At 71.3% G+C, this 18,596-nt stretch carries 21 protein-coding genes, 2 pseudogenes and 1 riboswitch; of the genes and pseudogenes, 16 read left to right on the forward strand and 7 right to left on the reverse strand.

What is annotated here, in order from left to right; genetic code table 11:
- Positions 1 to 896 (reverse strand): hypothetical protein (locus tag C1I98_RS17305; protein WP_146607489.1); only part of this gene is annotated, 896 nt, incomplete at its 3' end.
- Positions 897 to 1,026: 130 nt separating this feature from the next.
- Between C1I98_RS17305 and C1I98_RS17310 the strand changes: the two genes are divergently transcribed.
- From C1I98_RS17310 to C1I98_RS17320, 3 genes are all read left to right on the forward strand, one after another.
- Positions 1,027 to 1,245 carry a hypothetical protein gene (locus C1I98_RS17310; protein WP_111168486.1) on the forward strand — a complete coding sequence of 73 codons (219 nt, stop codon included), beginning with the start codon at positions 1,027 to 1,029 and terminating at the stop codon, positions 1,243 to 1,245.
- A 165-nt stretch (positions 1,246 to 1,410) separates the two neighbouring features.
- Entirely contained in the window at positions 1,411 to 1,899 is a 489-nt protein-coding gene (locus tag C1I98_RS17315) for a sigma factor-like helix-turn-helix DNA-binding protein (protein ID WP_111168487.1), read from the forward strand.
- Positions 1,900 to 2,001: 102 nt separating this feature from the next.
- Positions 2,002 to 3,072: a serine hydrolase domain-containing protein gene (locus C1I98_RS17320; RefSeq protein WP_158558069.1), complete on the forward strand. Its 1,071-nt coding sequence runs from the start codon at positions 2,002 to 2,004 to the stop codon at positions 3,070 to 3,072.
- 3 nt (positions 3,073 to 3,075) lie between these two features.
- Here the strand turns inward: C1I98_RS17320 and C1I98_RS17325 are convergent, their stop codons facing one another.
- Positions 3,076 to 3,756: a GOLPH3/VPS74 family protein gene (locus C1I98_RS17325; protein WP_111168489.1), complete on the reverse strand. Its 681-nt coding sequence runs from the start codon at positions 3,754 to 3,756 to the stop codon at positions 3,076 to 3,078.
- 100 nt (positions 3,757 to 3,856) lie between these two features.
- Between C1I98_RS17325 and C1I98_RS17330 the strand changes: the two genes are divergently transcribed.
- The 6 genes from C1I98_RS17330 (at position 3,857) to C1I98_RS17355 (ending at position 8,664) form a co-directional block, all read left to right on the forward strand.
- Entirely contained in the window at positions 3,857 to 4,735 is an 879-nt protein-coding gene (locus C1I98_RS17330) for an Fpg/Nei family DNA glycosylase (RefSeq protein WP_111168503.1), read from the forward strand.
- 18 nt (positions 4,736 to 4,753) lie between these two features.
- The gene (locus tag C1I98_RS17335; RefSeq protein ID WP_111168490.1) at positions 4,754 to 5,077 is read left to right on the forward strand and encodes a rhodanese-like domain-containing protein; all 324 of its coding nucleotides are present in this window, start codon (positions 4,754 to 4,756) and stop codon (positions 5,075 to 5,077) included.
- Between the two features lie 59 nt (positions 5,078 to 5,136).
- Positions 5,137 to 5,790 (forward strand): class I SAM-dependent DNA methyltransferase, encoded by a 654-nt coding sequence (locus tag C1I98_RS17340; RefSeq protein WP_111168491.1) that lies wholly within the window; start codon positions 5,137 to 5,139, stop codon positions 5,788 to 5,790.
- A 255-nt stretch (positions 5,791 to 6,045) separates the two neighbouring features.
- A complete protein-coding gene (locus C1I98_RS17345; RefSeq protein WP_111168492.1) occupies positions 6,046 to 6,555 on the forward strand; it encodes a hypothetical protein in 510 nt (169 codons plus the stop codon).
- 85 nt (positions 6,556 to 6,640) lie between these two features.
- Positions 6,641 to 7,096 carry a hypothetical protein gene (locus tag C1I98_RS17350; protein WP_146607490.1) on the forward strand — a complete coding sequence of 152 codons (456 nt, stop codon included), beginning with the start codon at positions 6,641 to 6,643 and terminating at the stop codon, positions 7,094 to 7,096.
- 101 nt (positions 7,097 to 7,197) lie between these two features.
- A riboswitch (TPP riboswitch) is annotated at positions 7,198 to 7,312 on the forward strand.
- Positions 7,303 to 8,664, forward strand: coding sequence for a purine-cytosine permease family protein (locus C1I98_RS17355; protein ID WP_111168494.1), 1,362 nt, complete (start codon positions 7,303 to 7,305; stop codon positions 8,662 to 8,664). It overlaps the preceding riboswitch by 10 nt.
- On the opposite strand, the gene C1I98_RS17360 is transcribed toward C1I98_RS17355, so the two are convergent.
- Complete coding sequence (locus C1I98_RS17360) at positions 8,661 to 9,215, reverse strand: methylated-DNA--[protein]-cysteine S-methyltransferase (protein ID WP_111168495.1); 555 nt, start codon at positions 9,213 to 9,215, stop codon at positions 8,661 to 8,663. The genes C1I98_RS17355 and C1I98_RS17360 overlap by 4 nt on opposite strands.
- 185 nt (positions 9,216 to 9,400) lie before the next feature.
- Between C1I98_RS17360 and C1I98_RS17365 the strand changes: the two genes are divergently transcribed.
- On the forward strand, positions 9,401 to 11,281 hold the full coding sequence (locus C1I98_RS17365; RefSeq protein ID WP_111168496.1) for a sensor histidine kinase: 1,881 nt from the start codon (positions 9,401 to 9,403) through the stop codon (positions 11,279 to 11,281).
- Between the two features lie 129 nt (positions 11,282 to 11,410).
- Entirely contained in the window at positions 11,411 to 11,863 is a 453-nt protein-coding gene (locus C1I98_RS17370) for an ATP-binding protein (RefSeq protein ID WP_111168497.1), read from the forward strand.
- Between the two features lie 22 nt (positions 11,864 to 11,885).
- Here the strand turns inward: C1I98_RS17370 and C1I98_RS17375 are convergent, their stop codons facing one another.
- Both C1I98_RS17375 and C1I98_RS41470 read right to left on the reverse strand, forming a co-directional pair.
- On the reverse strand, positions 11,886 to 12,572 hold the full coding sequence (locus tag C1I98_RS17375; protein ID WP_111168498.1) for a YidC/Oxa1 family membrane protein insertase: 687 nt from the start codon (positions 12,570 to 12,572) through the stop codon (positions 11,886 to 11,888).
- Positions 12,573 to 12,579: 7 nt separating this feature from the next.
- Positions 12,580 to 12,744, reverse strand: coding sequence for a hypothetical protein (locus tag C1I98_RS41470; protein ID WP_158558070.1), 165 nt, complete (start codon positions 12,742 to 12,744; stop codon positions 12,580 to 12,582).
- Positions 12,745 to 12,838: 94 nt separating this feature from the next.
- Between C1I98_RS41470 and C1I98_RS17380 the strand changes: the two genes are divergently transcribed.
- Together C1I98_RS17380 and C1I98_RS17385 are read left to right on the forward strand one after the other, a co-directional pair.
- Positions 12,839 to 13,543 (forward strand): response regulator transcription factor, encoded by a 705-nt coding sequence (locus C1I98_RS17380; RefSeq protein ID WP_111168499.1) that lies wholly within the window; start codon positions 12,839 to 12,841, stop codon positions 13,541 to 13,543.
- Positions 13,540 to 14,664 carry a sensor histidine kinase gene (locus C1I98_RS17385; protein ID WP_233507946.1) on the forward strand — a complete coding sequence of 375 codons (1,125 nt, stop codon included), beginning with the start codon at positions 13,540 to 13,542 and terminating at the stop codon, positions 14,662 to 14,664. Before C1I98_RS17380 ends, C1I98_RS17385 begins: the two co-directional genes overlap by 4 nt.
- Before the next feature lie 153 nt (positions 14,665 to 14,817).
- Here C1I98_RS17385 and C1I98_RS17390 read toward each other — a convergent pair whose 3' ends face one another.
- The gene (locus C1I98_RS17390) at positions 14,818 to 15,327 is read right to left on the reverse strand and encodes a hypothetical protein (protein WP_146607491.1); all 510 of its coding nucleotides are present in this window, start codon (positions 15,325 to 15,327) and stop codon (positions 14,818 to 14,820) included.
- A 237-nt stretch (positions 15,328 to 15,564) separates the two neighbouring features.
- On the opposite strand from C1I98_RS17390, the gene C1I98_RS17395 reads away from it, so the two are divergent.
- From C1I98_RS17395 to C1I98_RS46520, 3 genes and pseudogenes are all read left to right on the forward strand, one after another.
- A complete protein-coding gene (locus C1I98_RS17395) occupies positions 15,565 to 15,909 on the forward strand; it encodes an STAS domain-containing protein (protein ID WP_199537006.1) in 345 nt (114 codons plus the stop codon).
- 29 nt (positions 15,910 to 15,938) lie between these two features.
- On the forward strand, positions 15,939 to 16,646 hold the full coding sequence (locus tag C1I98_RS17400) for a glycosyltransferase family 2 protein (protein WP_111168502.1): 708 nt from the start codon (positions 15,939 to 15,941) through the stop codon (positions 16,644 to 16,646).
- 137 nt (positions 16,647 to 16,783) lie between these two features.
- Positions 16,784 to 17,557, forward strand: a pseudogene (locus C1I98_RS46520) (MptA/MptB family glycosyltransferase); the annotation flags it as partial.
- Positions 17,558 to 18,065: 508 nt separating this feature from the next.
- Here the strand turns inward: C1I98_RS46520 and C1I98_RS43950 are convergent.
- Positions 18,066 to 18,596: pseudogene (locus tag C1I98_RS43950) on the reverse strand (hypothetical protein); the annotation flags it as partial.

Raw genomic sequence — 18,596 nt, forward strand, 5'->3', positions numbered from 1 at the left:
TCGAGGGCGGGCGCGGCCACCGCGTGGCCCGGGGCGAGGCGGGCGGCGGCCGGGTTGTTTCCGAGCGCGTTGAGAAAACCTGCCAAAGTGGGGCCGGTGATTCGGCTGTCGGGCAGCAGCGCCGGCTGGACGAGTTCGGCCAGCCATACGTCCGGGTAATTCCCGTGGCTCAGCAGTGCGCTGACGGCCGCCAATTCCTCCTCGTCCTCGTTATCGCCGGACTTCGCCGACTTCTCCACCGACTTCATCACCGCGGCGAATCCGGGGACGCTCGCCCCGCCGCTCACCGCCATGGCGAAAGCCGTACCGGCCGCCATGCGTGCATCCGCTCGTTTCTCCTCGGCCAGCCGGCGCACTGCGGCGTCCAACTTCTGGGGTCCGGATGGGCCGAGGGTGGCGAAGAAGGCGGCGCTGTAGACGGCGTCCTGCCGGTGTGCGCCCAATTCCTTGAGCACGGCGGCTATCTTGTCCGGCGCGTACGGGCCGGTGAGGCTGAACTCGTCGGGGTCGATGGCGGCGAACCGCTTGCCGAGTGCGGTGCCCTGACGCCGGGCCTCGGCCGGGGCGAGTAGCGATGCTTCCTGATAGGGCATCAGCCGCCCCGGGTCGGACAGCCCCGGCAGTGTGGGCATCGGCGCGTTGATGGTGGCCAGCCGCTGCCGCAGCCTGGGCAGTTCCTGTTCGGTCCAGCCGCCGATCTCCCGGATCGGGGCGAGCCCGGCGGCGGACAAATCCACTGCGGCCAGTTCTCGGCGGATGCTCTCGGCCTGCTCGGCGATCACCTGCCCGGCCCGTTCCAACTCGCCGATGAATCCGCTCATCAGCGCCGGGTCGATTCCGGAGTACTGCGGGGCGAGCGGGCCGGTTCCCGGTGGTACAGAGGGGGACTCTGTCATCCGTCCATAATCGGCGAAAAGAGATCGAGATGCGAGGCTCGGGCACGGAATCGCAGGGCCCATGCCGGAGCCGTTTCGCTAGCGAACCGCCGAATGGATCAGGGTGGCCAGGGCCGCCTGGCCTTTGCGGTTGGCGTGGAAGCTCTCCATCCGGTGGGCGATCCTGCGCACCCACGCCCGGCTCGTCATCGCCGTCACCGCCGAGGAGGTCGCGGTAAGCGTCCTGGTGGAGGGCCAGGAAGTGCTGCGGATCTCCAACGGCGCGGGGCCCGCCTCGCGCGTCGAGTTCACACAGGACATCACGGAGGAGGGGCTGCCGTGGGTGCGGACGCAGTGGACGGGCGGGTGACGGTCGCGATCGTCGAGGACGAGCCGATCATGGTGGACGGCTTGCGCATGTGGATCAAGGAGTACCCGTCGTACGACATCGAGCTGGTCGCCGCGACGGCCTCCATCGAGTCCCTGCCGGCCGGGCCTGGGGGCCGGCGCCGACGTACTGCTGCTGGACCTGGCCATGCACAAGGACCGGGTCCACGAGCTGTGCGCGGACGGGCGGCGGGTCATCGCCTTCTCGGTGCTCAGCGACCCGCCCATGGTGCGGGCCGTGCTCGACGCGGGCGCGGCGGCGTTCCTGGCCAAGAGCGAAGGCGGCGAGGACTGCCTGCGGCTGATCAAAGACGTCGCGGAAGGCCGCCCATGCGTCACGCCGAGCATGGCCGAGGCGATGGCCGGCGGCAAGGTCGTGAAGCTGTCCCGGGGTGAGAAGGAGGCGCTGCTGCTGTGGTTGCAGTGCATGTCAAAGGCGTCGGTGGCGCGGCGGACGGGGATCAGCGAGGCCACCGTGCGGCAGTACATCGCCCGCGCCCGGATGAAGTACGCGGCGGTCGGCCGGCGCGCCTCCGCCAAGGACGCCATGCTCGCGCGGGCCGTCAAGGACGGCCTGATCAAAACCGAGGACGTGTGCGAGTACCGTCCGTACGCGGCCGATCCGCAGGACGCGTAGGGGGGATGCCCCACCACCAACAAGCCGGAGCGCATGACTGATCTCGCAGGGTGCAAGGCCGAAGAATCATTGCGTCAGTCCGCACCGAAGGAGGCGCACCTCATGCGCAGGATTCTCGCCGCTGCCGCCGCCGCGACCGTTCTCACCGCGGCGCTCGCCGCCCCGGCCGCCGCCGCGGTCGCCCACCATGGTGGCAAGGACGCCGTCCAGCGCCAGATCGACCGGCTGACCACGCAGGACGGCCTGGCCGGCGCGGTGGTCTCGGTACGCGAGCGGAACGGCCGCAGCACCAGCTGGACCTCCGGCACCGCCGAGCGCGGCACCGGCCGGCCGATGGTCGGCGCGGACGCGCACTTCCGCGCGGCCAGCGTCACCAAGGCGGTGATCGGGGCGCAGGTGATGCGGCTCGCCGCCGAAGGCAGGATCGACCTGAACCGGCGGGCCGAGCACTACCTGCCCGGCGCGCTGGGCGGCCGGGCGATCACCGTGGCCCAGTTGCTGCGGCACACCAGCGGCCTGCCGGAGTACTTCGACCTGGTGGACTGGACGAAGCCCGCCACCCCGGCGGACCACCTCAAGCTCGCCCTGACCCGCGAGCCCGTCGGCGAGCCGGGCCAGAAGTGGTCCTACTCCAACACGAACTACCTGGTCGCCGGAATGATCATCGAGAAGGTCACCGGCAGGGACTTCCGCGAGGTCACCCGTGAGGGCGTACTGCGCGGCCTGCACGGTACCTACTGGCCCAAGCCCGGCGAGCTGGACATCCGCGGCGAACACGCCCACACCTACGGCGTGAACCCGGTCGATCCGGAGGCCGGGGAGGCCGACGTGACCCGGCTGCCCGGCCACGCCTTCGGGGCCGGGGGCGGGCTGGTCGCGACCCCCGCCGACCTGAACCGCTTCTGGCAGGCCATCCCGCGCTCGACGCTGAACACCATGCTCGCGGGCCGGGTGCCCGCCACCGAGCCGGCGGGCAGTAAGTACGGGCTCGGCCTCCACACCTACCCGCTGAGCTGCGGACCCGCGCTGATGCACGACGGCGGCCTGCCGGGCGTGCGGGTGCTCAGCGGACGCGACCGCGCGGGCCGGGCCGCGACCGTCTACGTCACCGGCGACCCGAAGGACGACCGGCACATCTTCGCCGCCTTCGACGCCGCCCTGTGCGACAGGTGATCGTCAGCTCGCGCCCGCCACGGTGGCGGCGGTGGACGCGGCGACGGCCCCCGCGATCACGGCGGCGTTGATGGAGGCGATCGTACGGGCCACGGCCGTACTCGCCCAGTCGCCCTCGGCGATCTCCTTGACCCGCTTGCGATCCGCGCCGGGGAAGACCTTGCGGTCCAGACGGCACGCGCGCAGCACGCCGATCAGCACCGCCGTACGCTCATCCGGGTCGGCCCCGGTCAGCACGCTCCACACCCGATCACGCACCGCCGCCTCCGGCCCCGGGTCGCGCTCGGGGTAGCGGGTGACCGGGAACATCCCCAGCACCTTCACCCGCTCCTCGCGCAGCGCCCCGCGCACGGTCAGCCGGCGCAGCAGCCGCTTGCGCCGCTCGGCGGAGTGCAGTTTGCGCACCCACCACTCGGGCTTGCGCGGCCGGGAGTGCGTGGCGATCTGGGCGAGCACGGTGTCCAGCTCCGGGTCCAGCTCCGGGTCCGCGTCGGAGTCGCCGGGAACGGCCGGACGGCGGGCGGTGATGGTCTTGTCGCCCAGGTCGATGCGGCCGGCGAGGGCGAGTTCGGCGAGCAGCGCGCCGGCGATCCCGGCGTCGAGTTCGGTGGAGCCGATCAGTGGCCTGCCGTCCGATTCCCGGTGGGCGAGCAGGAGGAGCTCTTCGGCGATGGTGACGGGCATCCTTCGAGCGTACGCCGACTTTTCCCGGGCGACAGGGCGTCTGGAGGTTTCCCGGGGAATGGGACGCCAGGGCACGAAGTTCCTGACGTACTGTGGTGGCATGCCGGAGCTGCCCGAAGTGGAATCGCTCGCGGAGTTCCTTCGCGAGCACGCCGTGGGCCGCGCGATCGCTGGTGTCGACGTGGTGGCCTTCCAGGCGTTGAAGACGGTCGATCCGCCGGTCACCGCCCTCGGCGGGCTGATCGTGACCGGTGCGGGGCGGTACGGCAAGTTCCTCGACCTCGACTGCGACGGGTTGCACCTCATCTTCCACCTGGCCAGGGCCGGGTGGCTGCGCTGGCGCGACGACCTCACCGGGGCCAGGCCGGTACGGCCGGGCAAGGGGCCACTGGCCGTACGGGTACGGCTGACGCCCGACGACGACGGCCGCGCCCCGGGGTTCGAGCTGACCGAGGCGGGCACCCAGAAACGGCTCGCCGTCTACGTCACAGAAGACCCGGCGAGCGTGCCGGGCGTCGCGGCGCTGGGGCCCGATCCGCTCTCGCCCTCGTTCACGGCCGACACGCTCAAGGGCATCGTGGGCGGGAGCCGGATGCAGATCAAGGGCCTGCTGCGCGACCAGAAGGTGATCGCCGGGATCGGCAACGCCTACTCCGACGAGGTGCTGCACGTCGCCAGGATGTCGCCGTTCAAGATCGCCTCATCGCTCACCGACGCGCAGGTCGCCGACCTGTACGAGGCGATCGTCACGACCTTGCGCGACGCGGTGGCCCGCTCGCGCGGGCTGGCCGCCAAGGACCTGAAGACGGAGAAGAAGTCCGGCTTGCGGGTGCATGGGCGGACCGGCCAGAAGTGCGAGGTCTGTGGGGACACCGTCCGCGAGGTCTCGTTCGCCGACTCCAGCCTCCAGTACTGCCCCACCTGCCAGACCGGCGGCAAGCTCCTGGCCGACCGGAGGTTGTCCCGGTTGCTGAAGTGACCTGGGACAATCGAGGTCATGAACGTTCCCGAGATCGACGCGAACGCGGTGCCCGACGACGCCTACCTGCTCGACGTCCGCGAACACGACGAATGGCGCGCGGGTCACGCGCCGACGGCCACCCACATCCCGCTGGGTGAGCTGCAACGACGGGTCGAGGAGGTCCCGGCGGAGGCCACCGTTTATGTGGTGTGCCGGGTCGGCGGGCGCTCGGCCCAGGCCACGGCCTGGCTCAACCACATCGGCCGGCAGGCGGTCAACGTGGGCGGCGGCATGCAGTCCTGGGCGGCGGCCGGGCGTGCGATGTCCAGCGAGAGCGGCCAGGACCCTTTCGTCGCCTGAAAGCGGGCTCTTCACGCCTTTCATGGAGCCTTGCGGCGAATCGGTTAGGGTGGCCCGTCGTGACCCAAGACCCCTCTCACCTCACCGTCACGGCGGACGCCTACGACTCCATCGCCGCCCTCTACGCCGACCTCTTCCGGAACGCGCTCGATGACCAGCCGCTGGACCGCGCGGCGCTGGGCGTGTTCGCCGAGGTCGTACGGACCGCCGGGGGCGGTCCGGTCGCCGAGCTGGGATGCGGCCCCGGGCACACGACGGCGTACCTGCGGAAGCTGGGCCTGGACATCTTCGGTCTCGACCTGTCGCCGGTGATGATCGACCTTGCCCGCGAGGCGTTTCCCGACCTGCGCTTCGAGGTCGGCTCGATGGACGCGCTCGACCTGGCCGACGGCGGGCTGCGCGGGATCGTGTCCTGGTATTCCGTCATCCACACGCCCCCGCGGGAGCTGCCCGTGTGCTTCGGGGAGTTCGGCCGCGTCCTGGCCCCTGGCGGCCATCTGCTGCTCGGCTTCTTCGAGTCCGAAGGAGACCCGGTGACGCCGTTCGACCACAAGGTGACGCAGGCGTACCGGTGGCCGATCGACGAGCTGGCCGGGCTGGCCCGCGCCGCCGGCTTCGCCGAGATCGGCCGGATACTGCGCGAGCCGCACGAGGGGGAGCGGTTCCGCCACGGCCGCCTGCTGATGCGCCGGGAGCCCGGCACCGCGGAGTGAACACCCCGCCCATAAAACGCATGCGGCAAGATACATTCCGTCACATCGGCGGCCTTTGCGCGTGGTGTTGACTTCCGGATTCCCCCAATTTATCGTTCTCGGGACAAGCGAACCGGAATGGCATCACGGGGGTGATCGGCTGTTCGGAAAGCGCTCTCTCAACTCGCGATGATCCCGGCGGACAGGTGTATTCGCCTATTGTCAAGCCCGTGGATCAAATCAACCAGCCCTCGCTGAGATGAAAAGTGATGACCCGTGTTCAAACGATTACTGATCGCCTGTGTGGCGCTCTTAGGCGTCACCGGGATACTGGCAGGTCCGGCCCAGGCGTCCAGCCCTGAGACCATTCAGGGCCAGGGCGCCTATGCGACTCTGGAGCACAAGGCCGGAAAAACCACGTACACGGTGACGGCGACCGACGAGCTGGGGGTCGTGTTCATCCCCGGTGAGTTCGCGACGCCGTTCGACGCGTACGGTTGTAGCGGCGACGTGTGCATTCGGCTCGACTCCGAGCCCAACAACTCCAACTATATTGCGTCGTGGGAGACCACCGCCACGGCGTCCAACGCCCGGTGCTCCTACCCCGTCTACTTCATCAACGACGGGGTCGTGAAGCAGGGGAGCACCTACTGTAGCCAGGGGGCCGGCGTCTTCTTCGCGGTCTGGAACGCCAAGAGGTACTTCCCCTCGCCCAGCCTCGCCTGTAACGAGTGGGCGGGCTACCCGTCCCCGGCGCACCGCCCCTGCAAGACCATCAGCAACTAAGCTCGGGTCGTCTGACCGAATGCGCTGCGGCGGCTTGGCCTGTGCGGCCGGGCCGTCGCGGTGAAGTGTTCACAAAGGATGCCATATGGATATTTCTTCACCAGGTCCTCCCCGGGTGATAGCAGAAGGCCGGACGCCGGAAGCGGCGGAATGGCGTGTGGAGACCTTCGGCCATGGCGGAGAAATGTCGGTCATTCTGACGACCGTCTTCCCCGACGGCCGTCGCGACAGTGGCGGGATGGGGGGCGGCGGCATTTCTGGAGGCACCACGATGGCGGTCTATCACGGAAAGGGCGAAGGCACGCCGCTGTCCATCCTTTGCCGCACCAAGCCGATCGTGTCCAGAGTCCGGATCGTGACCACGGATCGGCATCCTGAACGCCTCCTTGAACCTGTCGCGACGCTTCCGGGGCCCGGGGAGAAGGTCTTCGTGGCGGTCCTGCCACCCGGCATCGATTTCGTGAACGCATATGCGTTGAACGACGCGGGCGACACCCTCGGACAACACGCGCCGCGCCGGCCGGGGCCAGGGCGCGAATAGCCGGGTCACCGCGATGGCCGGGCAGGACGGACCCGGTTTCGGCCGGGGCGGACCACCCCCTGTGGTCAAGACGCGACCGGTACGGCATGATGAGGGCGCAATTCAGACCTCGCGGGAGCTCGGGGCCGAACCGGGCTGAGAGGGCAGTAATGGCCGCTGCCGACCGCATGAACCTGTCCGGGTAATGCCGGCGTAGGGAGCGTGTGATGGCGTCTGACGTCATTGATCCGCACATCAATCCTCCGTCCGATTCCAACGAGGCTCCCCTCACCCTCGATCAGGCCCCGCCCAAGACCCTCGGCATGCTCGACCAGAGCGCGTTCTGGGCCAACCTGGGCGTCAGCCTGCTCGGTTTCACCGGGGCCCTCACCCTGCTCGATCCGACCGGTTCCGGGGTGACACTGACCTTCGCCGCCGCGATCCTGGCCACCGTGGTGGGGAGCCTGATCGGCACCGCGATGGTGGGGCTCGCGGCGGTGCCCGGAGCGCAGACCGGGCGGCCCGCCATGGTGTTGCTGCGCGGGCTGTTCGGGGCGCGGCTTTCGTACGTGCCGTCGCTGCTCAACACCGTCCAGATGATCGGCTGGGGGGCGTTCGAGCTGTGGGTGATCGCGAACGGCGCGCAGGCGATCTTCGGTACGGCGGTGCCGTACCCCGTCTGGGTCCTGCTCGGCGGGGTGATCACGGTCGCGCTGACCATCTGGCCGCTCGGCTCGATCCGGCTGCTGCGCCGGTTCGTCACCGCCGGGGTGGTGGTGGCGATGATCTGGCTGACGGTGGCGCTGATCCGGCAGGGGCCGGCGCTGGGCGGCGGGTCGTGGGCGGGGTTCGTGCCCGCCGTGGACTACGTGATCGCGTTGTCGGTGTCGTGGGTGCCGATGGCCGCCGACTTCGCCAGGCACTCGCGTTCGCCCCGGGCCGCGTTCGGCGGGGTGTTCGTCGGCTACTCGATCGCCCAGGTGGCCTGCCTGGGCCTCGGCGTCGTGGCCTTGGCGCTGGTCGGCAACGACGCCGACAAGGTGTGGGGGGCGTTCGTGGCGGCCCCGCTGGGCGCGCTGTTCTTCGGGATTCTCGTGCTGCGCGAGACCGACCAGTCGTTCGCCAACACCTACTCGACCACCATGTCGCTCCAGAACCTGATGCCGAGGGTCGATCGCCGGATCATCTCCGTGACGGTCGGCGTGGTGATCAGCGCGCTGGCGCTGGTCGCCGACGTCACCGCCTACACCGCGTTCCTGGCGCTGATCGGCGCGGTGTTCGTGCCGATGTTCGCGGTCCTCACGGTGGACTACTTCGTACTGCGCGGCATCGCCCGCTGGGACACCCGGGAGCAGGCCCCCTCCCGCTGGCTGATGCTCGTGCCGTGGGTGCTCGGGTTCGTGACGTGGTGGCTGGTGGCGGCGCTGCCCGAGGTGCCGTGGTGGCGGTCGCTGTGGACGTCGGCGAGGGCCGCGCTCGGCTTCGCGCCGCAGCCGTGGATGAGCGCCGCGCTCGCGGCGTTCCTGGTCGCGGCCGTGGTCACGCTCGTGGTGGCCCCGCTGGACCGCAGGCTGCGTCCGGCCCGTTAGGGGCGGGCCTCCAGGCGGAGCAGCAGCTCCTTGGCGGCGGTCCCGCCCGCGTACGCGCCGGGGCCGTCGTCGTCCACCACCCGGTGGCACGGCGAGATCACGCAGACCGGATTGGCCGTCAGCGCGTTGCCCACCGCGCGCAGCGCCCGCGGGCGGCCGATCCGCTCGGCCATCGCGCGGTAGGTCGTGGTCGTGCCGTACGGCACGCCGCTCACCAGGGACAGCACGCTGCGCGCGAACGCCGTGGCGAGCTGGAGGTCCACCTTCGCGGTGAAGGTGCGCAGCCGGCCGGAGAAGTAGGCGTCCAGCTCGCGCCGGACCGGGTCGAGCCGGCGCGGGTCGGGGCCGATGAACGTGCCGATCGCCCGGCTGACCCGCTCGTACACGGCGTGCTCGTCGTCGTAGCTGCACACCGCCACCCCGCGCGCGGTGACCGCGATCACCAGCGTGCCGGCCGGGCTCTCGGTCGTGCCGAACGCGATGTCGGGCGGCCCGTGGCCGCGGTAGCCGGGCGAGGTGACGCGCAGCAGGGCGTCGAGGTCGCCGGACACTGGCCCTCACCCTCTCGCGCCCGCCGTCGGCCGTGAGCCGGCCGCCGAACAGAAGACGCACTAGACACCGCTGAGCGCAGCGTATCGGACGGATCGGCACAACGGACGCGGCGACACCCGCACCTCACACGGCGGACCGGACGAAAAGGCCAAGATCGGGCTACGGAAACGGGCACTATGGGATTGTGGGTGACGAGAAGGTCGAGAGTGATGACGGCATCGCGCGGGCGGTGCTGGCCAGCTCGCCCAATGCCATCGTCGCCCTGGATCGCGACCAGACCGTGGTGCGGTGGAACAGCGCGGCCGAGCGGCTGTTCGGCTGGACGGCGGACGAGCTGCTGGGCAGGCGCGCGCCGATCGTGCCGTCCGAGCTGAGCGCCGAGCACAACGCGGTGCTCGAACGCGTCCGCACCGGCGACGTCGTCTCGCTGCGCACCAAGCGGCTGCACAAGGACGGCCGGATGATCGACGTCCGGGTGGACATCAGCGCGTTGCGCCACGACTCGGCGGCGATGGTGGGCTATGTGTGCGTACACCACTCGGTACGCGACGACCAGACCGCCCGGCACCGCGGTGAGCAGCGCGAACGGCTGGTCCGCCGGCTCACCGACGTCGTCGGCGACATCAACGCCGAGCTGGAGCTGCCCGCCGTACTCGACCGCATCGCGGCCAGCCTGACCGAGCTGACCGGGGCCGACGCCGGGGGGTTCGTGCTCATCGAGGGCGAGCGGCTGCGGCTGGTCAGCGCGCACAAGCTGCCGCCCTCGCTGCGCGGGGCCACCGCCGACCTGCGTACCAGCCTGGTCGGCAAGCTGCTGCGCACCGGCAAGACCGTGCTGCTGGAGACCCAGGAGGTCGGCGACCTGATCTGGGCGGAGCTGCCGGGGCTGCACTCGATCGCGCTCGGCATCGCGGCCGTCGGCGGCCGGCCGTACGGGGCGCTGTACGCGCTGTTCGCCAAGCGCAAGGCCGGGCACGTGGAGCTGGAGCTGCTGGAGCTGCTGGCCGGGCACGCCGGGATCGCGGTCGGCAACGCGATGGCCTACCAGGACGTACTCCGCCAGCGCGCGCACGAGCGGGCGGTGTTCGACGCCAGCGCCGACGGCATCGCGGTGCTCGACCGGGGCGGCGTGGTCATCCAGTGGAACCCGGCGGCGGGCGAGCTGACCGGGCACCATGCCGACGACGTGCTCGGCGGGCCGCCGCCGTTCCCGCTGCCCGCGCCCGGTGAGAAGGACACCTTCCAGCTCCCGAGCGGCGTGTGGCTGGACGTGGTGAGCGCGGCGATCCCCGAGACCGGCGAGACCGTGGTCGATTTCCGCGATGTCACCAGCGCCAAGGAGCTGGAGGAGGCCAAGGATCTCTTCCTGGCCACCACCAGCCACGAGCTGCGCACGCCGATCACCGTGGTGCGCGGGTTCGCCGGCACGCTCGACGCCCGCTGGGACAAGATGAGCGACACCGAACGGCGTGCGGCCGTGCGCACGATCGCCGAGCGGTCACGTTCGCTGGCGCAGCTCATGGACCACCTGCTACTCGGCGCGCGGGCCGGGGCCGAGGAGCTGGCCGTGCGGGCCGAGCCGTTCGACCTGGCGGCGGTGGTGCGCCGGGCGACGCTGGGGCTGCCGGAGCTGTCGGCCAAGCACAAGATGGTGGTGGAGGTGCCCGGCGGGCTGCCGCCGGTGCTCGGCGACCCGGCGGCCACCGACATCCTGCTGTCGCAACTGCTGGAGAACGCCTTCAAGTACTCCCCGGACGGCGGGCTGATCCGGGTCGAGGCGTGGCGGGAGGCGTCCGGCGGGCAGGACGGCGTGGTCGTGGTGGTGGACGACGAGGGGGTCGGCATCGCCGCCGCGGACCGTGAGCGGATCTTCGAGCGGTTCGTCCAGATCGACACCGGCGACCGGCGTAGGTTCGGTGGCGTGGGGCTCGGGCTCTACATCGTGCGCAAGCTGGCGCGCGCCCAGGACGGCGATGTGAGCGCGCATCCGCGCCCGGGCGGCGGCACCCGGATGCGCCTGTTCCTGCCGTGCGCCACTACCAGCACAGACATACGGGAGGGGTAACGAGCGGGTAAGCGATGGCCCGGTCTATCCTCCAATGAGCACAAGCTGTAATCGCCGTTCGGTTTCTCGGGCGGTCTAACGGGGCATTTCGGTCGTACTGGGGTGTGCTCCCCGGGGGGACATCAGGGAATGGGGGAGGTGAGTTCGTCGAGTGCCGTGCTGCTGCCCTACGCGCTGTCCAGCGTCGCCGTCGCTCGTCAGCGCATCTGTTCCGACCTGCGTCAATGGGGGGTCTACGACACCGCCGTCGACGATGCCGTGCTGGTGGTCAGCGAGTTGCTGAGCAACGCGCTGCGGCACGCGCACCCGCTGCCGTCCGGTCAGGTGGAGGTCGCCTGGCACCGGGTGGACGGCCATGTCGAGGTCGCGGTGAGTGACGGCGGCGCGACCACGGAGCCGCGGGCCGCGGTTCCCGCGCTGTCCTCCCTCGGCGGGCGCGGGCTGGGCATCGTCGAGTTCCTCGCCGAGCGCTGGGGGGTCAGGTACGAAGGCGAGGTGACCACGGTGTGGGCGGTCGTCGCCTGCCCGCAGTCGATGAACGGGCTCGCGCAAAACAGCGACGTGCCCGCCCTCCAGGAGTAGCCCGCCCGTGCGGGAAAGGCCGTCAGGCGGCTACCGGCTTGGGGTAGAGCAGGGCCCGCTCCGCGGCCGTCCAGGCCGTACCGGCGAGCAGGTAGAGCGCCACCGCGAGCGGCAGCACCAGTGCCGCGAGCACCGTGCCGTACGGCAGCAGCGGCACGATCTTGCGCATGATCTCCGGCTGCCCCTCCACCGCCACGGCCGTCAGCCGGGCCCGCCGCGAGGAGATGTACGCCACCCCGGCGATCAACCCGATCACCGCCGCGAACACCAGGACCGGCACGCCGAACGGCCCGTACGCGCCGATCACCGACGCCACCTGCGCCCCCAGCGGAGCCCCGAACAACGTGTGCGTGCTGGGCGCGGAGGCGGTCTGGAACAGCAGCATGAAGAACGGCGCCTGGGCCAGCGACGGCAGCACTCCGGAGAAGGGCGAACCGCCCTCCTTGGCGTACAGCTCCCGGATCTCCTTCGCCATCCGCTCCGGGCGGCTCTCGAACCGGGTGCGCAGTTTGTTGACCTGCGGGGTCAGCCGTTGCCTGATCCGCTCACCACGGGCCGCGCGCAGCGTGAGCGGCACCAGTGCCAGCCGTACGGCGAGCGTGAACAGCACGATCGCCGACGCCGCCGCGTTGGGCCCCGCGACCGGGGCGACGAAGTCGGTGAGTCCGGCCAGCAGGCCGGACGTCAACCCGATCAACCCGTCGAACACGCTCGGATCACCGGGACTTGCCGAGGATCATGACGACCCCGACCACGACGACCGCGATCACACCGACGACCAGCAGCAGCTTCAGCAGACTCGCGACCATCGGGACGACCAGCCCGAAAACCACATAACTTGCAAGCAGCACGCCAAGAATGCTCAGCACGATTCGACCCATGCGCTCCACGGTACGTCGCGGCCAAGCGCCCCGCGACGCGGTTACCGGCCGCATCGGGTAACGATCAGATGGCGATCACCGTACCGTTGAGGGCATGAACGGCGCAGCGGCCCGCATCCTCGTGGTGGAGGACGATCCCACCGTCGCCGAGGTGGTGGCGAAGTACCTGGAGCGCGACGGGCACACGGTGGACTGCGTGGGCGACGGCGCGGAGGCGCTGCGCCGGGCCGTCGCCGACCCGCCCGACCTGCTGGTGCTCGACCTGATGCTGCCCAAGATGGACGGCCTGACGGTGTGCAGGAAGCTGCGCGAGCGCCGGCCCATCCCGGTGATCATGCTGACCGCGCTCGGCGACGAGATGGACCGCGTGGTCGGCCTGGAGACCGGCGCCGACGACTACGTGACCAAGCCGTTCAGCCCCCGTGAGCTGGCGCTTCGGGTGCGCTCGGTGCTGCGCCGGGCGCGCGGGGCCACCGTCCCGGCCGGCACCGGCGTGCTGTCCGACGGCGACCTGCGGGTCGATGTGGGCGCCCACGAGGTACGGCTGGCCGGCCGCCCGGTCACGCTCACCGCCCGCGAGTTCGACCTGCTCGTCTACCTGATGCGCAACCCCAGGCAGGCGTTCGGCCGCGCGGCGCTGCTGGACCAGGTGTGGGGCTGGTCGTTCGGCGACTCCTCCACGGTCACCGTCCATGTACGGCGGCTGCGCGAGAAGATCGAGCCCGACCCGACCGCCCCGCGCCGCATCGTCACCGTGTGGGGCGTCGGCTACCGGTACGAACCAATGGACGGCGGGTGATCTGGCAGACCCTCGCCGCGGCGGCCGGGTTCGCGCTGCTGCTCGCCGGGGCGGGCGTGGCCGTGCTGCGGCTGCTGCGCGGCCGGTCCATCGGTGTGATGTTCGCCGTGGTCGCGGTGATCACGGTGGTGGCCACGCTCGGCGGCGTGCTGGCGGTCACGCTGCGGATGCTGCTCCAGGGCGACTCGCGCGACGTGGTGCTGACCGTGGTCGCGGTGGGCGGGATCGTGGGGGTCGGGGTGGCGCTGGTGATGGCCAGGCGGGTGGTGCTGGCCAGCCGGCGGCTGGTCGGCGCGGTACGCGAGGTGTCGGCCGACGGCGGCGGTTTCACCCCGCCCGAGGGCCTGCCCGCCGAGCTGGACACGATCGCCGGCGCCCTGGACGAGGCGTACGCCCGGCTGCGCGCCGCCCGCGAACGCGAGCGCTCCCTGGAGTCGGCCCGCCGCGAACTCGTCGCCTGGGTGAGCCACGACCTGCGCACCCCGCTCGCCGGCATACGGGCCATGGCCGAGGCCCTGGAGGACGGCGTGGCGGGCGACCCCGAGACGGTCGGCCGCTACCACAGGCAGATCGGCCTGGAGGTCGATCGGCTGTCGGCGATGGTGGACGACCTGTTCGAGCTGTCCCGCATCCACGCGGGCGCGCTGCGCCTGGCCCCCTCCCGGATCGACCTGCGCGACCTGGTCGCCGACGCCCTCGCGGGGGCCGAGCCGCCGGCCCGTGTCCAGGGTGTACGGCTGAGCGCCGACCCCGGCCCGCCGATCGCCGTGCGCGCCGACCCGAACGCCCTCGGCCGCGCGCTGCGCAACCTGGTCGCCAACGCGATCAGGCACACGCCGCCGGGCGGTGAGGTGTGCGTCGGCGCCGCCGCGCGGGGCGAGCGCGCGTGTCTGTCGGTCGCCGACGCCTGCGGCGGCATCCCGCCGGGCGACCTGCCCCGCGTCTTCGACATCGCCTTCCGCGGCGAGACGGCCCGCACCCCCACCCCGGACGGCGGCGGGGCCGGGCTCGGCTTGGCCATCGCCCGCGGCATCGTGGAGGCTCACGACGGGGTCATCACCGTCGCCAACGACGGCCCCGGCTGCCGCTTCGACATCGAGATCCCGCTCTGGACGCCTTGAAAGTTATCCACAGAGGCATTGTGGATAACCCTGTGGGCTGCGCGGAGTTGCCATCCCGGTCACGGGGCGGTTGGGCTTATAAACGAGAAGTAATGGGACAAAGTCCCCTAATTTCCGCCGTCTTGTTATCCACAAGTTATCTGTGGATAACGCTCAGGCGGGCTTGCGGGCCGAGAGCACACCGCCGGGGCCGCAGTGTTCGCCGCAGCCTTCGGTGTGGCCTTTGCCGTGCTCTTTGCCGTGGTCTTCTGGCGGGCCCTGATCGATGGGCCGGGCGCGGCGGTTCCACCAGTGGACGTCGAGTGTCTCGGCGACCGCGCGGAAGGTCGGGCACGGCCAGCGCCACATGCAGCTGCGGCAGCGCATGATCGGGTTGGCGGCGTCGCTGGTGATGCCGCCCGCGTCGCGCGGCCGGTGCAGGTCGAGCAGACGCATGACGAGCCCGGCGAAACAGCGCACCTCCTCGCGGGCGACCTCAAGGAAGACCAGGTCGTGCGCGGAGAGCGGGGTGCTGATCGTCGCCGCCCCCTCCTGGCCGGGCGGCGGGCACGGTGGCATGGCGCGTTCGCGCCACGGGGTGGCCTTCTCGGTACGCTCAAGGGTCGCCTGAAGCGACTCCTTGAGCCGGAGACATTGTGGATCTTCCGGTTGATCTGTTTTCATCTTTTGTTGACGGCCGAAACACCGCCCGACGCCTGCCCTTCAGTTGCGAAGGCACGACAGGACGCGAAGCCCCTTAGACTCCTGCTGCCGGCCAAGCCGATGTCGCTCTGCGTCAATCTTTGCGCACCCAGAGTTTCCGTGGGGCGTGAATCGGGGACAAAGGGCGGACGACTCCCCGGCAGGCCGGATCTGCCGGAGAGCGTGACCCGGAGCCTTCGCGGCGCTAGTGTGCCCGCTGTGGAGCTAAAGGTCTCGACTCGATCACATGCCGGTCACGCCGTGATGGCCGTCGCCGGTGAAATCGATCTGTATACCGCGCCCCGCCTCCAGGCGGAGTTCACCAAGCTGCTCGAAGGCGGGCCCTCGCGGGTGGTCATCGACATGTCCGGCGTCGACTTCTGCGACTCGACGGGCATGAACGTGCTGCTGTCCGCGCTGAAACGGCTCAAGGAGTACGGCGGGGCGCTGGAGGTCGCCGCCCCCCGCCCGGCGGTACGCAAGATCCTCCAGGTCACCGGGCTCGACTCGGTCTTCACCGTGCACGATACGGTGCCGAGGGAGATGCCGATCTCCGAGTCCTGACCGCTCGCCCGCGGCTAGCATCGGTCACCATGGACACAGCGGTGATCATTCCGGCCAAGGACGAGGCCGACCGGATCGGCGCCACCGTGACGGCGGCCCGCGCACTGCCGGGCGTCGACCTGGTGGTGGTGGTCGACGACGGCTCGGCCGACACCACCGGCCGGGTGGCCAGGGCGGCCGGTGCCCGCGTGGTCCGGCACAGCCGCAACCGCGGCAAGGCCGCCGCCATGGAGACCGGCGCCGAGGCCGTCCGCCTGCTCGACCCCGAAGAGGTTGGGCAGGCCAGGTACCTGCTGTTCCTGGACGCCGACCTGGGCGAGACGGCCGGTGCCGCCGCGCCGCTCACCGAGCCGGTGCGGGCCGGTGAGGCCGACATGACCATCGCCGTCTTCACCACCCGGGTCAAGCTCGGCGGTCATGGCCTGGTGGTCGGCCTGTCCCGCGACGGCATCAAGAAGGCCACCGGCTGGACCGCCACCCAGCCGCTGAACGGCCAGCGCTGCCTCACCAGGGCCGCGTTCGAGGCGGCCCGCCCGCTCGCGCACGGCTTCGGCGTCGAGACCGGGCTCACCATCGACCTGCTGCGCCGCGGCTACCGGGTGCGCGAGGTCGAGGTGGACATGGCCCACCGGGCCACGGGGGGCGACTGGCACGCCCAGCTCCACCGCGCCCGCCAGTTCCGCGACGTCACCCGCGCCCTCCTGGCCCGCAGGGCACTGCCCCGCCCTTCACGCTGAGCACTTCGCCGTATCCGTCCCCCGTGACGCTCCGGCCCTAGGAGGCTGCCGGGCTCTCGGGCTGAGCGGCTTCGCGGTATCGGCTGTATCTGTGCTGGAATTCCCCAGTGACATTCGTGAGGTCGCCGCTGGCGCTGATGGGTGCGAGCGTGCTGCTCATCGTGGTGATCGGGCTGCTGGGGCCGTCCGCGATGGTTCCGGCGCTGGACGGGCCCGCGTGGCAGCCGCCGTACTCGCTGGGGCTGCGCCCCGCGGGGACGTTCGTGATCGCGATGGCCGCGGTGGCGCTCGTGCTCGGCGCCGTCGGCCTGGGCGCGGCGCTGCGCGCGGTACGGCAGGGCCGGTGGGCCCGGCCGGCGCTCGGCCGATGGCTCACCCTGGCCGGGTGCGTCGCCGCCGGGGTACTCGCGCTGCTGCCCCCCTCGGGCTCCTCCGACCACCTCAACTACGCCGCCTACGGCCGGATCGCCGCCCTCGGCCACGACCCCTACACGACCACCCCCGCCGAGTTGCCGCAGGTCGCCGGCTGGCCCGAGGAGTGGAAGAACACCCCGAGCGTCTACGGTCCGGTGGCCTCGGCGATCCACCTGCTGGCGGGCCTGGCGGGCGGCGGGTCCGTGCGGCTGACGGTGTTCGCGCTGGAGGTCGCCAACGCCGCCGCGTTCATCGTGACCGCGCTGCTGATCCACCGGCTGACCCGCGGCGACGCGCGGGCCGCGCTGCTGTGGGCGGCCAACCCGCTGGTCATCTACCACCTGGCCGCCGGGATGCACGTGGACACCTTCGCCGCGCTCGCCGTCGTCGCGGCGCTGGCCACCGGGGTCGGTACGGCGGGCCGCCGCGCGGGCACCGGCGCGCTGATCGGCCTGGCGATGGCGGTGAAGATCAACGCGGGCCTGGTCGCGCTCGGCCCCGCCTGGGCGCTGCGCCGCGCCCCCGTGAAGCTGGCGGTGGTCGCCGCCGTGGCGACCGCGACCGTGGCCGGGACCTACGCGCTGGTCGGGCCGCACTCGCTGGACCAGGCCGCACGGGCCAGTCGGTCCCTGTCGCACGCCACACCGTGGCAGTTGTTCCAGGGCGCGTTGCAGTGGCTGCTCGGCCCCGGCGGCTACACGATCTGGATTCAGCTCGCCTCACTGGCGGTGATCGCGGCCCTGGCCGCGCTGCTGCTGCGGGCCATGCCGGGGGAGGCGTCGGCCGCGCAGGTGGCGGCGGCCGTGGTGGTGGCCTACCTGTTCGCCGCGCCGTACGCGCTGCCGTGGTACGACGGACTGGCGTTCGCGCTGGTCGCGATCATCCCGGCGGCCGGGGCGCTGGACGGCTTCCTGGTGGCCCGGCTGGCGGCGCTGTCGCTGGCGTACCTGCCCGCGCGGGTGGTGGACCAGCCCCCCGAGCTGGCCGAATGGCTGCTCGAAGTGGTCAGGAAGCAGGCGGCGCCGTGGATTCTGCTGGCCGTGACCGCGGCTCTGGCGGTGTGGGCGTGGCGGGCCCGGCGAGTTGCAGCGCCCGTACCGCCGCCGCCAGTGTCAGCGGCACCGCGAACGTGAGCGCCATCGCCGGGATGGCCACGCCGGAGTCGTTGATCAGGAACCCGGCGAGCGCGCAGCTCAGCATCCCGAACAACGCCGGGCGCAGGCTCGGCGCGCGCCGGTAGAGGAGTTCCAGCGCCGAGGCCCCCCAGTTCGACGGCCTGGCCAGGACGAAGAACAGGAACGCCAGCGCGGCCACCGACAGGACGGTCAGCGGCACGTTGCCCAGGGTGCCGATCATCGCGCTCAGCTTGCGGCCGAGCACCGGCCACGCCTCGCCGTCCAGCACCTGCTGGAAGAACGCCCCCAGGTGGGTGCGCCGGTCGGCGGGCCGCCGCCAGTCCAGGAACGCGAACAGCGTGAGCAGCGCCGCCGCCGCCACCCCGACCACCACCAGGCGCGACACCGACAGCTTGCGGCC

Source organism: Spongiactinospora gelatinilytica (genome assembly GCF_003236385.1).
Lineage (GTDB): Bacteria > Actinomycetota > Actinomycetes > Streptosporangiales > Streptosporangiaceae > Spongiactinospora > Spongiactinospora gelatinilytica.

Coding starts and splice junctions, on each gene's coding strand:
- C1I98_RS17315 (WP_111168487.1), top strand. CDS start 1,411: ATGCACAAGGACCGGGTCCACGAGCTGTGCGCGGACGGGCGGCGGGTC.
- C1I98_RS41470 (WP_158558070.1), bottom strand. CDS start 12,744: ATGGGTCGAATCGTGCTGAGCATTCTTGGCGTGCTGCTTGCAAGTTAT.
- C1I98_RS17325 (WP_111168489.1), bottom strand. CDS start 3,756: ATGCCCGTCACCATCGCCGAAGAGCTCCTCCTGCTCGCCCACCGGGAA.
- C1I98_RS17380 (WP_111168499.1), top strand. CDS start 12,839: ATGAACGGCGCAGCGGCCCGCATCCTCGTGGTGGAGGACGATCCCACC.
- C1I98_RS17330 (WP_111168503.1), top strand. CDS start 3,857: ATGCCGGAGCTGCCCGAAGTGGAATCGCTCGCGGAGTTCCTTCGCGAG.
- C1I98_RS17320 (WP_158558069.1), top strand. CDS start 2,002: ATGCGCAGGATTCTCGCCGCTGCCGCCGCCGCGACCGTTCTCACCGCG.
- C1I98_RS17355 (WP_111168494.1), top strand. CDS start 7,303: ATGGCGTCTGACGTCATTGATCCGCACATCAATCCTCCGTCCGATTCC.
- C1I98_RS17335 (WP_111168490.1), top strand. CDS start 4,754: ATGAACGTTCCCGAGATCGACGCGAACGCGGTGCCCGACGACGCCTAC.
- C1I98_RS17400 (WP_111168502.1), top strand. CDS start 15,939: ATGGACACAGCGGTGATCATTCCGGCCAAGGACGAGGCCGACCGGATC.
- C1I98_RS17370 (WP_111168497.1), top strand. CDS start 11,411: ATGGGGGAGGTGAGTTCGTCGAGTGCCGTGCTGCTGCCCTACGCGCTG.
- C1I98_RS17390 (WP_146607491.1), bottom strand. CDS start 15,327: ATGAAAACAGATCAACCGGAAGATCCACAATGTCTCCGGCTCAAGGAG.
- C1I98_RS17350 (WP_146607490.1), top strand. CDS start 6,641: ATGGATATTTCTTCACCAGGTCCTCCCCGGGTGATAGCAGAAGGCCGG.